The 13,993-nt window shown below is 41.6% G+C and carries 10 protein-coding genes; 5 read left to right on the forward strand and 5 right to left on the reverse strand.

The genetic code is table 11. The annotated features are described in order from the left end of the window. Positions 1-253 precede the first annotated feature (253 nt). Entirely contained in the window at positions 254-1,588 is a 1,335-nt protein-coding gene (locus OQX62_RS21270; RefSeq protein WP_265833673.1) for a DEAD/DEAH box helicase, read from the forward strand. 60 nt (positions 1,589-1,648) lie between these two features. Here OQX62_RS21270 and OQX62_RS21275 read toward each other — a convergent pair whose 3' ends face one another. The 3 genes from OQX62_RS21275 to OQX62_RS21285 form a co-directional block, all read right to left on the reverse strand. Further along, positions 1,649-4,315: an outer membrane beta-barrel protein gene (locus tag OQX62_RS21275; RefSeq protein WP_265833674.1), complete on the reverse strand. Its 2,667-nt coding sequence runs from the start codon at positions 4,313-4,315 to the stop codon at positions 1,649-1,651. 214 nt (positions 4,316-4,529) lie between these two features. Next, positions 4,530-5,258, reverse strand: coding sequence for an acyl-CoA desaturase (locus tag OQX62_RS21280; protein WP_265833675.1), 729 nt, complete (start codon positions 5,256-5,258; stop codon positions 4,530-4,532). A gap of 225 nt (positions 5,259-5,483) precedes the next feature. After that, the gene (locus OQX62_RS21285; protein ID WP_265833676.1) at positions 5,484-5,981 is read right to left on the reverse strand and encodes a phosphoheptose isomerase; all 498 of its coding nucleotides are present in this window, start codon (positions 5,979-5,981) and stop codon (positions 5,484-5,486) included. Between the two features lie 252 nt (positions 5,982-6,233). Here OQX62_RS21285 and fabF point away from each other — a divergent pair, with 252 nt between their 5' ends. Further along, complete coding sequence (fabF, locus tag OQX62_RS21290; protein WP_265833677.1) at positions 6,234-7,478, forward strand: beta-ketoacyl-ACP synthase II; 1,245 nt, start codon at positions 6,234-6,236, stop codon at positions 7,476-7,478. A 64-nt stretch (positions 7,479-7,542) separates the two neighbouring features. Here the strand turns inward: fabF and OQX62_RS21295 are convergent, their stop codons facing one another. Together OQX62_RS21295 and OQX62_RS21300 are read right to left on the reverse strand one after the other, a co-directional pair. Further along, positions 7,543-8,142 carry a TetR/AcrR family transcriptional regulator gene (locus OQX62_RS21295; protein WP_265833678.1) on the reverse strand — a complete coding sequence of 200 codons (600 nt, stop codon included), beginning with the start codon at positions 8,140-8,142 and terminating at the stop codon, positions 7,543-7,545. Positions 8,143-8,165: 23 nt separating this feature from the next. Then, a complete protein-coding gene (locus OQX62_RS21300) occupies positions 8,166-9,218 on the reverse strand; it encodes a LacI family DNA-binding transcriptional regulator (RefSeq protein WP_265833679.1) in 1,053 nt (350 codons plus the stop codon). A gap of 106 nt (positions 9,219-9,324) precedes the next feature. On the opposite strand from OQX62_RS21300, the gene OQX62_RS21305 reads away from it, so the two are divergent. From OQX62_RS21305 to OQX62_RS21315, 3 genes are read left to right on the forward strand one after another with little or no spacing between them, the layout of a single operon-like run. Next, positions 9,325-10,803: a xylulokinase gene (locus OQX62_RS21305; protein WP_265833680.1), complete on the forward strand. Its 1,479-nt coding sequence runs from the start codon at positions 9,325-9,327 to the stop codon at positions 10,801-10,803. A gap of 24 nt (positions 10,804-10,827) precedes the next feature. Further along, positions 10,828-12,159 (forward strand): xylose isomerase, encoded by a 1,332-nt coding sequence (gene xylA / locus OQX62_RS21310; protein WP_265833681.1) that lies wholly within the window; start codon positions 10,828-10,830, stop codon positions 12,157-12,159. A 22-nt stretch (positions 12,160-12,181) separates the two neighbouring features. Then, the gene (locus OQX62_RS21315; RefSeq protein ID WP_265833682.1) at positions 12,182-13,870 is read left to right on the forward strand and encodes a sodium/sugar symporter; all 1,689 of its coding nucleotides are present in this window, start codon (positions 12,182-12,184) and stop codon (positions 13,868-13,870) included. Positions 13,871-13,993: the final 123 nt, after the last annotated feature.

Genomic DNA, 13,993 nt, shown 5'->3' on the forward strand with positions numbered 1-13,993 from the left:
CATTGCCGCTTCAGGAAGACTATCTATGGTAAGGATACTGGGGACGACTGGGGTTTAAGGTTAAACGGTGTAGCTGGCTTCATTTTATGCCTTTTCGCACTATTGTTTTTCAGCCGGTTTAAAGAAGACAAATAGTTACAGAACTTATATGTATATTTGCGTCCGAAACGTAAATGTTTAAACAACAGTCTATTTATTAGTAAAATGGCGAATAAACGTTTCTTCAACATTATACACATTAAATTCAAACACATTGTTATTCGAAGAATTAAACCTGATTGAGCCTATTCTAAAAGCGCTGCAAGCAGAGGGTTATACTAACCCAACACCCATACAAGAACAATCGATCCCCACTATACTAACCGGCAGAGATTTATTAGGCTGCGCACAAACTGGTACTGGTAAAACAGCGGCTTTTGCAATCCCAATGCTTCAATTGCTGAATAAAGAACATGATAATGCCAAAAACCCTAAAAGACCAATCAGGGCACTGGTATTAACACCAACACGTGAGCTTGCTATTCAAATTGAAGAAAGTTTCAAGGCCTATGGTAAAAATCTGTCTTTACGCCACCTGGTTATTTTTGGTGGAGTGGGTCAGAAATCACAAACGGATGCTTTACACCGCGGTGTAGATATCCTGATCGCTACTCCAGGCAGAATGCTCGATTTAATGAACCAGGGATTTATCAACCTGAAAGATATTGAAATCTTTGTATTGGATGAGGCAGACAGAATGCTGGACATGGGCTTTATCCATGATGTAAAAAAAACCATCGCAAAACTTCCTGCTAAAAGACAAACATTGTTTTTCTCGGCTACCATGCCAACTGAAATTCAGAAGTTAGCTGATACAATCCTGACTACCCCTTTGAAAGTTGAAGTAACACCTGTTTCTTCTACCGCAGAAAAAATTGAGCAGTCAATTTATTATGTAGATAAAAATGACAAGAAAAATCTTTTAATCTATATTCTGAAAGATAAAACGATCGCTACAGCTTTAGTATTTACACGTACTAAACATGGTGCAGACCGTATTGTTAAAGACCTGATTAAAGTAGGTGTTAAGGCTGAAGCCATTCACGGTAATAAATCTCAGAATGCGAGACAAAGAGCTTTGACTAACTTTAAGGCCAAAACCACACGTATTCTTGTAGCTACTGATATTGCAGCACGTGGTATTGATGTGGATGAGTTAACTCACGTTATTAACTATGAATTGCCTAACGTACCTGAAACTTATGTACACAGGATCGGCCGTACAGGACGTGCAGGTAACAGTGGTATCTCTTTCTCTTTCTGTGATGGAGAAGAAAAAGAATACCTGGATGATATCGAGAAGTTAATCGCTATTAAAATTCCGGTTCAGGAAGATCATCCTTATGCGATGAGCTGGCAAAGCCTGATGTCTGGCGCAGCAGCTGCAAAAGTAAAAGGTAAAAGCAAACCATCGAGAGGTGCACGCCCGGAAAGAACGGAGCATAAACCAAACCTGAGTGGTGCAAAAAGACAACCAGGTGGCGGAAGCAGCAATGGTGGTGGAAACCGCAGGTTCAACAATTCAAGACCAAAAGCAAAAACAGATTAAAATTTATTGATATACATAAGGGGTCACCTTTCGGTAACCCCTTTTTTTATGGTTTATTAATTACCCTCCAAAACTATCCAGTCTCACATTCAGGCTAAACAAAAAATACCTTGTAATCTGGTTGGATCTGGTCTCTGTAGTCACATTACCTGATATCGTATTGTTCAAACTGTTACCTTCATTTAACAAATCATTCCCCTCTATCTTCAAACTGGCCATTCTGTTCTTAAAGAAGGTTTTCTCAATATATCCATTAACAATTAAGGGGTTGGATGCTGAGAGTGAATAGCCCTGATTAATGGTTTTTGCCGCAGCAACACCAGCAGTAAGACTCCTCAGAATAAATGTTCTGGCATCAAGATTAAACATCCAGGTCTGTATCGTATTTTGTGGTAGTGTAGAAATGGAATAGACATTACTTCTGTAGGTATAATTTACATTTGAACTCATCCTCAACCACTTTTGATTCATTCTGAAAGCTAAACCCTGATTAAGGTTCAGGCCTTTGCCGAAGTTTTTCTCCCCTTCTGTAAAAGAGACCTGACGGTTATAACTCAGACCTCCCTTAAAATCAAGATTATATTTTTTACTGCCCAGGGGGAAAGAAAAATTATAATTAGCTCCCAGGTTATAATTTCCATCTGTATTCAGATAACGTGTTTCCTGTTTAAAAGTATTCAAAGTATCTACTATACGTATAGAATTGCTCACTACCCTATCCTGAACCACTCCACCGATTAGTGCAACCTGCAAAGTCTGCCCGTTGGTTGTATTCACATTACGGAAGCTGATGCTTGCAGTATGATTAAATGCAGCGTTCAGTTCGGGATTTCCAATGATCACGTTCTGCAGATTCCGGGTATCCCGAACGGGCTGTAACTGGTTAAAGTCAGGCGCAACGCTGTTCCCGTTATAATTGAAGGTAATCATCTGATTGGGCGACAATTTATAAAATACCCGTGCTAATGGAGAAAAGTTAAAACCGGAACGGTGAATTTTATCTTCACGTCCTTCATATGATCCGGTTAAGAGATTAGGTTGTCCGGTTACCCCGAGACTATAATTGAGTTTATCTGTTACATACCGGTAATTCAGGCCTATAGTGTGTGTGCTGAATGTAGAAGTATACTTATTGCTCAGTGAATCTATACGGCTGATTGCGCCTATATCATTGTTCAGATTAGTCTCCAGATCATTTCCTGTATGTGTGAGTGAAAACACATAACTGAAATCTATATTTTTCTTAGCGACTGTATCTTTTGGATTCCCCAGTGGCTCGGTATAGGTAAAATTAGCCGTTCCGCCCCTGGTTCTGTTTCGGGTTAACACGATGGTATTCAACAGGGAGTCTTTAACTTTTAAATCGCTGACTGGATCATAGTAGCCAATGCTATTGAATAAGTCATCGTTATTATTATTGATGGAATTACTAAAAGTACCGCCTGCAGTCAGACTCCTGCCTTCTTTTTTAAAATGGCGACCTAACATCAGGTTAGCATTCAGGTTAGGGCTACGTTGATTAGCGTTACTGCGGGTTAAAAGATCCTGTCTGTTTGTCCTGGTCTGGGTACCTGTCAGGGCCTCGCTTTGCGTGGAGGAATTGAGTGCATTGCTGATTGAATTGGCAAGTGTCCCTCTGATATCAGCCTGTAAAAAATTATCTTTGCCTGTGGACTGCAGATTGGCACCAAAATTATGATTGTTATTTTTGCTTAATGATTCATTGGTTGAATTGTTAAAAATGGTGCTCGTTTTATTTGCCGTCTCGGTATAATTCTGCTGCGAAAGCTCACTCTTGTTATAAGTATAATTATAATTTCCACTCAGCACCAGCGCCTTGTTCAAGGTTTTTCTATAGTCTGCGCCAAGATTGATATTGTTATTTATACCAGTACCATTATTGGTATTGCTGGCATCCGCATTGATACCTAACTGACTACTTTCTTTCCAGAAATTGTTACCAAGATTTACCGCATAACGGTCGTTTGTTCCGGCACTCAGCGCCCCTTTCGCAAATCTCCCCCTGTTCATATCTGGCTTTAATACCACGTTGAGTATCTTTTGTGGTTCCCCACTTTTGATACCGGTAAAATTGGCTTTTTCCCCATAATCATCTATCACCTGCAGCTTGCTTACTATATTTGCCGGCAGTTTGGCTATAAACTCTTTTACATTACCTGTAAAGAAATCTTTTCCGTTAACCCTTATTTTAGTCAGTGCCTTACCTTCTGAAGTTGCATTGCCCTCTTTATCTAACTCCATACCGGGCAATTGTTTGAGTAAGTCCTCTACGCGGTCGCCTTCACGCACATCGAATGCCTGTGCGTTAAATTCTACGGTATCCTTCATTAAACGCATAGGTACAATTTTCCCCTTAATGACAACTTCATTCAGCTGATTGGATTCTGCTTTGAGGATCACTGAGGGCAGCACCTGGGAAATAGTGGTAAGTGCATACGCTTTATTGTAGGGCAGATAACCAATACTGCGGACAAGGAGAGAAACGGTACTGGACTTCAGGTTAATGAAAACAAATCTACCGGCCGTATCTGTACTGCTGTTTAATGTATCTTTTCCGGCAATAAGCCTCACTATTGCATTTGGAATGCTCGTATTTGTCGTGTCCAGCACTGTACCACTAACTTTATGTAAATTCTGCGCCTGCGCATTTATTCCACAGCACAGGCCCAGTAATAGAAAGAAAACGGCAGTTATGTTAATTTTCAAAATTCTAAATTTATACGCTGCGAATCTGGCATTATTTCTATACATATTGTTATCCTGAATGAGAATTTCTCCCTATTCAAACAAAAATGTTTTTATAATGAGAAGATAGTGTCATAACGTACATTATGGCGAATATGTATAAGATTATAATTTTGCAGAAAAATAAAAAAGCCCCGTTACCGGAGCGTTTTATTTCTATAGATATGGTGTGTACTTATGTCTTTCTGATTCTGATGATATGCAGCCAGTGCATGACTTTCATCAAAGGATAAGTAGGATCAAACTCGAACCATTTGGAAGCGAAGTTCGGGCTGTTAGGTTTTTTATGGTGGTTATTCTGAAACAGTTCGCCCATCATCAGGAAGTCCAGCGGTAAAGAATTTTTACTATGGTCGTTATTATCGTGATTTGAATAGCCATATTTATGTCCGCACCAGTTCACAATAGCCCCATGCAAAGGCCCCATTAGGAAATGGATTGGCAGGAATAAAAACATCCACCATGCCGTAGCAAAAGTTACGTAGAACCAGATATAAAAACTGATAAATATCAATCTCGTTATCCATGAATCACCGATTTTATCAATCAGTGGCCATGATGGATATTTATCGCGAAACTGCTCTTCAGGCTCCTCATTATACTTTGCGTAGTTCAGGTAAATATTCTTTGTCTGAATCATCATTCCCCAAACGTCTTTCACAAAATGTGGAGAGTGCGGATCTTTCTCCGTATCACTGAAGGCATGGTGCATGCGGTGTAAAATAGCATAAGCACGGGGGTTAAGGAAAGAAGATCCCTGGGATAAAAATGTGATTGTATAGAAAAATTTCTCCCAGAAAGCATTCATTTTAAACATTTTATGCGACGCATACCGGTGTAAAAAGAATGTTTGAGAAAAAAGTGATAAAAACCAATGAAGTAAAAAAAATAGTAGAATGATCATAAAATTGTAGGTATATCAACGAAAAAAAGATTCCGCCAGATGTTCAATCGACAAAAATAGCAAAAGAAAACAGAATGAACCGGAATGTTGTGAATATAAGCCCCTTGAACAAGGCCCGTCGAGGAAGGATATTTGTTTAACAAAAAAAGGATAAGCACGTTTCACCTGAGGCAAAACGTGCTTAGTATATTCATGCATATGATATATATGCAATCTGCTGATGTATTATCTGCCGAAATCGTCAGATACACGTACGATATCAGATTCGTCTGATGGATTAGACGGATCTGTATGCTGCCAGATTTCCGATACGATACCCCAGTCGTCCAGTCCGACTAAACGATGTCTTTCGCCTTGTTTCAACTTAATGGTTGTAGCCGGCACTAACTGCTGCACATCACCCTGCTCGTCTGTTTCACTGGTAATCACACCCACAGTACCGCTTACCACTCTCCATATTTCTGCACGGCGGTGGTGATACTGCCACGACAGACGTGTATTTGGTGCTACGATTAGAATTTTAGGACTTAATTTGCCTGAAATTTTCAGGTCTTCTACATTTAAGCCGTCAAAATAAACATTGGCAAATTGTTGCGCCTGTTCTTCATCAATAACAAAAAAACCACCCCATGGACGGGTCTCATCACGGTTAACTACATTAAAACCCTCAATTTTAAGTCGTTGGGCTACACTGTCGAATATTTCTTTTTTCTGATCTGACATTATATTTCTAATATTTGATTTTCAAATATAACGATATCGTGCTAAATCTGTTCAACCTTAAGCTATAACATTGTTATTTCCCGCAAAATATCAGTTACGTTGTCAAACGACACTCCTCATATGGCTGATTATTTGTATTTTCGCACCGTATTAAATATTTGTTTAATACCAAATGGTATAAAAATTTCTTAATTTAGATCTTTAATCAGCAGTGTATCAGACCGCTGGTCAATTATTAATTTATAAATACATATGTTAAAAAGAGTTGTTATCACAGGTATCGGGGCATTAACCCCTCTTGGAAATGATGTAAATACGTTCTGGAGCAATACAGTAGCAGGTAAAAGCGGTGCAGCAAAAATCACCCGTTTTGATGCTTCATTGTTTCGCACCCAGTTTGCTTGTGAACTTAAAGACTTTGACATCGCTCAGCATTTAGACAGGTCAGATATCAAAAGAACAGACCGTTTTACGCAATATGCATTAGTAGCGTGTGATGAGGCAATTAAAGATTCTGGTTTTGAATTCGACAAAATGGATCCCTTTGATGTAGGTGTAATCTGGGGTTCTGGTCAGGGTGGTATGGATACTTTCGAGCAACAAGCATCAGAATTTGCACTGGGAAATGGTACTCCGCGTTACAGTCCTTTCTTTGTACCAAAACTGATTGCTAACATGGCTTCAGGAATGATCTCGATCCGTAACGGATATATGGGCATTAACTACACTACTGTTTCTGCCTGTGCTACTTCAAACACAGCCATTATGGATGCCTTTACTTATATCCGCATGGGTAAAGCAAAAGTCATCGTAACTGGTGGTTCTGAAGCGCCTATTTCTGCATCTTCTGTAGGTGGTTTCTGTGCAATGAAAGCAATGTCTGCACAGAATGATACGCCGGAAACGGCTTCTAAACCTTTCGACGTGAACCGTGATGGTTTCGTAATGGGTGAAGGTGCCGGTGCTTTGGTACTGGAAGAATATGAGCATGCCGTAAAACGTGGTGCTAAAATATATGGTGAAGTAGGTGGGGCATCTATGACAGCTGATGCTTATCATATGACTGCCACCCATCCTCAGGGACTGGGTGCATCTCATGCAATGAAACTAGCGCTGGAAGAAGCTGGTTTAACTATTTTTGATATCGACTACCTGAACACGCATGCTACTTCTACACCGGTTGGTGATTTATCTGAGGTAAATGCTGTAGTTAACTTATTGGGTACAGAGAAAAATAACCTGCTGATCAGCGCTACAAAATCCATGACTGGTCACTTATTAGGTGCGGCCGGAGCGATTGAGGCGATCATTTGCCTGCTTTCTATGAGGGACGGAATTGTTCCGCCAACAATCAATACAACAGAACTCGACCCGGCTATTCCTGGTCACCTGAATATTGTCATTCAAGAAGCAGTTTCAGCGAAGATCAAAAATACAATGAGCAATACTTTCGGCTTCGGCGGACACAATGGTATTGTAGTATTCAAATCGGTATAAAGATAGCATAAGACCCGAAAAGGTCAGATTAAAGCCTCCGTAAATATAAATTGCGGAGGCTTTTTTATGCTTTGAGCTGTACAACCAGGAGTTCAACAGTCTTTAGAATTTTATCAAGACTGGCCGGACTACTGGTTACTTTTGCAATCATAATTCCGCCTTCAATCAGTGCAATTATGGATAAGGCAACCTGCAGGCTGTCGGTATCTGCTTTGAATTCTCCCGAAGCTATTCCAGCACCAATCAATTCCATAATGGTCTTTTTCCATTCTGCCACAGCATGCCCCGCCTTATCTTTTAAGCCTTGATGTGTATCATCGGCATCTATGGCAGTATTTAAAATGGGGCATCCGCCAACCGGAAAAGGTTCTCCTCTGAAGCTATGATAGACCTGCGCATAGACCATGAGTTTATCATGAAAGGTGGGCGACCGCTGCATTCTTTTCTGTATCGCCAGCTTGATTTTTGAAAGGTTATAATCAAATGCACAAAGGGCAACTTCCTCCTTATTCTCAAAATTCCCGTAGATACTGCCCTTTGTTAAACGGGTAGCTTCGGTTAAATCGGACAAAGAAGTACCGGCAAATCCCTTTTTATTAAATATTCCGGCGGTAGATTCGATAATAAACTGCCGGGTACGTTCTGCTTTTGATTGTCCCTCCATCTGTCAAAAGTACCGCTTGGTATTTAATCTGACAAGTATTTAGGAATAAGCTTTTTCTGACTGGATTTTCTGATAATCAGTTCGGGCATAATGCTCACGATCTTAGGTTCAGCAGGGGTTTCCTGAACTTCCATCTCCTGGAAATACAGGTTTGCAATCGTCTTCCCCATACTCATCGTATGCTGATCTATAGTGGTGATAGACGGACTGGTGATTTCCGTAAAAGGTTCATTGGAATAACCGCAGATACCAAGCGAATCCGGAACGGAAATACCTTTAGCTGTCGCAACCTCCAGCACACCCAGTGCCGAGAAATCCGATGTAGAGGCAAATATCGCATCGGGAGGCTCAGGTAAACTCAGTAATTTCGCAGTTGCCTCTGCCCCAAGCGCTTTTGTCCAGGCATTTTCACACATCAATTCCGCCAAGACAGGAATACCATGTTTGGCCAGTGCGCCCAGGTATCCATCTTTCCGCTGCCTGAAAATATCCAGGTGTAGCGGCCCTTCCAAAAGTGCTATCCTTTTATAACCTTGTGTAATCAAATGAGCAACGGCTTCAAAAGAGGCCTGTTCATTATCGTTGATCACTTTAAACGTATCCAGCGCTTCCACCACCCTGTCAAACTGGATCAGCTGAATCTGCCGGTCCAGCACCTGCTGCAGGTGATCATAACTCCCCGTTTCAGCAGCAATAGAAATGATAATACAACTCACATGCTGGTTAATCAAAGTATTTACACAATCAACTTCACGTGCATGCAGCTCGTTGGACTGGCAAATAATCAGATTATAGCCTTTATCATAGGTGATTTCCTCAATCCCTGCGATAATATTGGAGAAAAAGTTCTGGTTGATCCGTGGTACTACCACCCCTATCGTCTGGTTATTCCCTTTACGAAGATTAGAAGCCATTACGTTATGCTGATAATTCATCTCAGCGGCTGTTTTAAGCACCAGGGCTTTGGTATCAGCATTTATTTTGCTGCTGTTACTCAGCGCTCTGGATACAGAAGAAGCGGCTATATTGAGCTTCAGCGCTATATCATAGATGGTCGTTCTTTTCTGGCGTTTCATATGAAATACAAAACTGCAAAAAATAATTGGGCAATCGATTGCAATATTAAAAGATTAACCTAAATTCGTTCCTGATAACCATTATAAACTTTGCAATGAAATCCATATGTTGTTACTAGGAATAGATATAGGTACCTCCTCCATTAAAGTTGCTGTTGTAGATGCGGAAACGCAGCAAGTTGTAATTTCAGCACAATATCCGGAAGAAGAAAGTGCAATCACAGCGAAACAAGCAGGCTGGGCAGAACAAAGTCCGGAAATGTGGTGGGAACATGTACAGCAGGCTTTTCAAAAATGTAAGGCAATGGGCGAGTTCAGTACACAGGATATTTCTTCGATCGGCATTGCTTACCAGATGCACGGTCTGGTCTTGGTCGACAAGGAGCAGAAACTATTGCGCGACAGTATTATCTGGTGCGACAGCAGAGCGGTAGAACTTGGAAACGCCGCTTTTGAAGCACTGGGAGAAACGCATTGCCTCTCCCATCTGCTTAACTCTCCGGGAAATTTCACAGCTTCAAAACTGGCCTGGGTAAAACAGAACGAACCAGCAATTTATGCGCAAATAGATAAAATCATGCTGCCTGGCGATTTCATTGCGATGAAACTGACCTCAGCGATCACAACCAGTATTTCCGCTTTATCGGAAGGTATTTTCTGGGATTTCAAAACAAATAGCCTCTCTGCAGAGCTGATGGACTATTACGGTTTTGCATACGACCTGATTCCTGAAATTAAACCTGTATTTGCAGAGCACGGACGGGTAACGGCAGAAATTTCTCAGCTGTTAGGTATTCCGGCAGGTACGCCGGTAACCTATAAGGCGGGTGACCAGCCAAATAATGCTTTATCTTTAAACGTGCTTCAACCGGGTGAAGTGGCCGCTACAGCAGGCACTTCCGGCGTAATTTATGGCCTGAGCGACCAGCTGGCTTACGATCCGCAATCACGGGTAAACACCTTCGCGCATGTGAACTATACAGCAGAAGAAAAGCGTCTGGGTGTATTGCTGTGTATTAACGGTACAGGCAGCCTAAACAGGTGGGCAAAAAACTTATTTGGTCCGCAGACCAGCTACGCGCAGATGAATGCGGAAGGCAGCAAAATAAAAGTAGGATCGGATAGTCTGCGCATCCTTCCTTTTGGAAATGGTGCAGAGCGCATGCTGGAAAACAAACTGGTAGGTGTGCATTTTCAAAATATAGACCTGAACCTGCATACCCAGGCACATATTTTCCGTGCCGTACAGGAAGGCATTGCTTTCTCTTTCAGATACGGACTGGATATTATGCGTTCCAACGGACTCAACCCAACGGTGATCCGCGCCGGCAGAGCAAATCTTTTCCTCAGTGACCTTTTCCTTGAAGCATTCGTCAACAGTACGGGCGTTCCGGTAGAGCTGTATGAAAATGATGGCAGTGTTGGTGCTGCCTTAGGTTCAGGAATCGGCGCAGGCATATTTTCTACACCGGCAGAGGCCTTCAGCAAAATCAAATCTTTACAACTCATTGAACCCACCATAACTGATGCTTATGAACCTGCCTACCAGGATTGGCTCAGACTTTTAAACAAACAATTAATCTAACACAAAACCATTAATAAGATCCGTATGACAAACGTAATTACCGGAGAGAAAGAATTCTTCAAAGGAATAGGACAAGTAAAATTCGAGGGCGTAGATTCAGATAACCCACTGGCTTTCCGTTATTATGATGAAAACAGAGTGATTGCCGGCAAGACGATGAAAGATCACCTGCGTTTTGCTGGTGCTTACTGGCATTCTTTTGTAGCTACCGGTGGTGATCCATTTGGAGAGCCTACTATCATTCATCCATGGAATGAAAAAGCAGATGCAGTAGAACGTGCAAAGGATAAAATGGATGCTGCTTTTGAATTTCTGACCAAGATGAACCTGCCTTTTTACTGCTTCCATGATGTGGATGTGGTTGATTATACCAATGATGTAAAAGATAACGAAAGACGTTTACAGGCACTTGTGGAGTATGCAAAACAAAAACAGGCAGATAGCGGTGTAAAACTTTTATGGGGAACAGCGAATCTGTTCTCTCACCGCAGGTATATGAATGGTGCATCTACCAATCCAAATTTCCACGTATTGGCACATGGTGCGGCGCAGGTTAAATTTGCGCTGGATGCTACGATAGCCCTTGGCGGAGAAAACTATGTATTCTGGGGTGGTCGTGAAGGTTATATGAGCCTGCTGAATACTGACATGAAACGTGAGCAGGAACACCTGGCTAAATTCTTACATGCATCTAAAGACTATGCAAGAGGACAGGGTTTCAAAGGAACTTTCCTGATTGAGCCAAAACCTTGTGAGCCAAGTAAACACCAGTATGATTATGATGCAGCAACAGTAATTGGCTTCCTGCGTCAGTATGACCTGATGGATGATTTCAAACTGAACCTGGAGGTTAACCACGCTACATTAGCAGGCCATACTTTCCAGCATGAACTACAGGTAGCAGCTGATGCCGGACTATTAGGTTCTATGGATGCAAACAGGGGCGATTACCAGAATGGATGGGATACTGACCAGTTCCCGAATAACATCAATGAACTGACGGAATCAATGCTGATCTTCCTGGAAGCAGACGGATTAAAAGGCGGCGGAATAAACTTTGATGCAAAAATCAGAAGAAACTCTACTGATGCAGCCGATTTATTCTATGCACATATTGGTGGTATGGATACTTTTGCCCGTGCTTTGATCAGCGCCGACAATATCCTGCAGCACTCAGACTATAAAAAAATCCGCACAGACAGATATGCTTCTTTTGATTCGGGTGCAGGTAAAGATTTTGAGAATGGAAAACTAAACCTGGAAGACCTGACCAATTATGCAATTGAACAAGGAGAGCCTGAAACCTTAAGTGGCAAACAGGAACTACTTGAAAATATAGTCAACAGATTTATTTAAACCTGCTCAACAAAATTCTCACATGAATTCATTAGCAACGTACGACTACGTCGTATTCCTGGTCTACTTCCTCATTGTAGCTTTATATGGGTGGACAGTTTACCGTAAAAAACAATCACAGAAAGAGAATTCGAAAGACTTCTTCCTGGCTAAAGATTCCTTAACCTGGTGGGCTATCGGTGCCTCCCTCATTGCCTCTAATATCTCTGCGGAGCAATTTATCGGGATGAGCGGTTCCGGGTTTACGATGGGACTGGCCATCGCTACCTACGAATGGATGGCAGCAGCTACCCTGATCATTGTGGCTATCTTTTTTATACCGGTGTATATCAAAAATAAGATCTATACCATGCCGCAATTCCTTGGTCAGCGTTACAACAGTACTGTAGCCATGATCATGGCTATTTTCTGGCTGTTGTTATATGTGGTGGTAAACCTGACGTCTATCTTGTATCTGGGCGCCCTGGCCATCAACAGCATCTCCGGCATTAATACCACAGCGTGCATGTACATCTTATCTGTATTTGCTGTAATTATTACACTGGGTGGAATGAAGGTGATTGGTTATACGGATGTAATTCAGGTATTCTTTTTAATCCTGGGGGGACTGGCGACGACTTATCTTGCATTAGAACTTGTGTCTACACATTTCGGTACCACTGGTGTATTAAACGGATTGAGTATTATCAAGGAGAAAGCTACGGATCACTTCCAAATGATTTTCCATAAGGAGAATGCACATTATATGGATCTTCCGGGTTTATCTGTGCTGATTGGCGGTATGTGGATTGTAAACCTAAACTATTGGGGTTGTAACCAGTACATTACTCAAAGAGCCTTGGGTGCAGATTTAAAAACTGCCAGAGGCGGATTATTATTTGCAGCAGGATTGAAGCTACTGATGCCTATCATTGTAGTTTTACCTGGTATCGCAGCTTATGTATTGTACAAAGAAGGATACGGAAACTTCCAGACGGCGATGCTGAAAGATGGTTCCCTGAATGCCGACTCTGCCTACCCGGTATTATTAAACTTACTGCCGGCAGGACTAAAGGGGCTTTCTTTTGCAGCTTTAACAGCAGCAATTGTTGCTTCCCTTGCAGGTAAAGCCAATAGTATCGCTACGATCTTTACTTTGGATGTATACAAAAAGGTAATCAATAAAGATGCTGATGAAAACAAACAGGTAATCATTGGCCGTATCACTGTGATTGTAGCCATGATCCTTGCTATTATTATCGCTCCTCAGTTGGGGATAGATAAAAAAGGCGGGTTCCAGTTCATTCAGGAATATACAGGTTTCGTATCTCCGGGTATCTTCGCCATGTTTATCCTGGGTTTCTTCTGGAAAAGAACTACTTCCAACGCAGCACTCTTTGCTACTATCGGTGGCTTCCTGATGTCTGTAGGATTTAAAGTTCTCCCTTCATTTGCTAACCTGGAATGGTTAAGCCCATTCGGATTCTCCAAACTGGTAGAACAAAAAGATGGCAGCATGTTATATGAAATTCCATTCCTGGACAGAATGGGTTTTGTGTTCGTGATCTGTATCATCGCCATGTTCATCATCAGTAAAATGGAAAATAGAAATGGTGTGAACCCTAAAGGACTGGAGATTGACAGAAGCATGTTTAAAACAAGTACAGGTTTCGCAGCAGGTGCATTAATTATCTGCGGTGTCATTGTTGCACTTTACACAATATTCTGGTAAGCGCTCCGGAAAAATCATAAATAACAAAGCCCTCTGATCCTAACATCAGAGGGCTTTTGCATTCATTTGTGTGGTAAGATCTTAAAGCATCTGGCAGAATTCGATACCACAAACACACCACTG

This window comes from Pedobacter sp. MR2016-24 (assembly GCF_026239655.1).
Classification (GTDB): Bacteria; Bacteroidota; Bacteroidia; order Sphingobacteriales; family Sphingobacteriaceae; genus Pedobacter.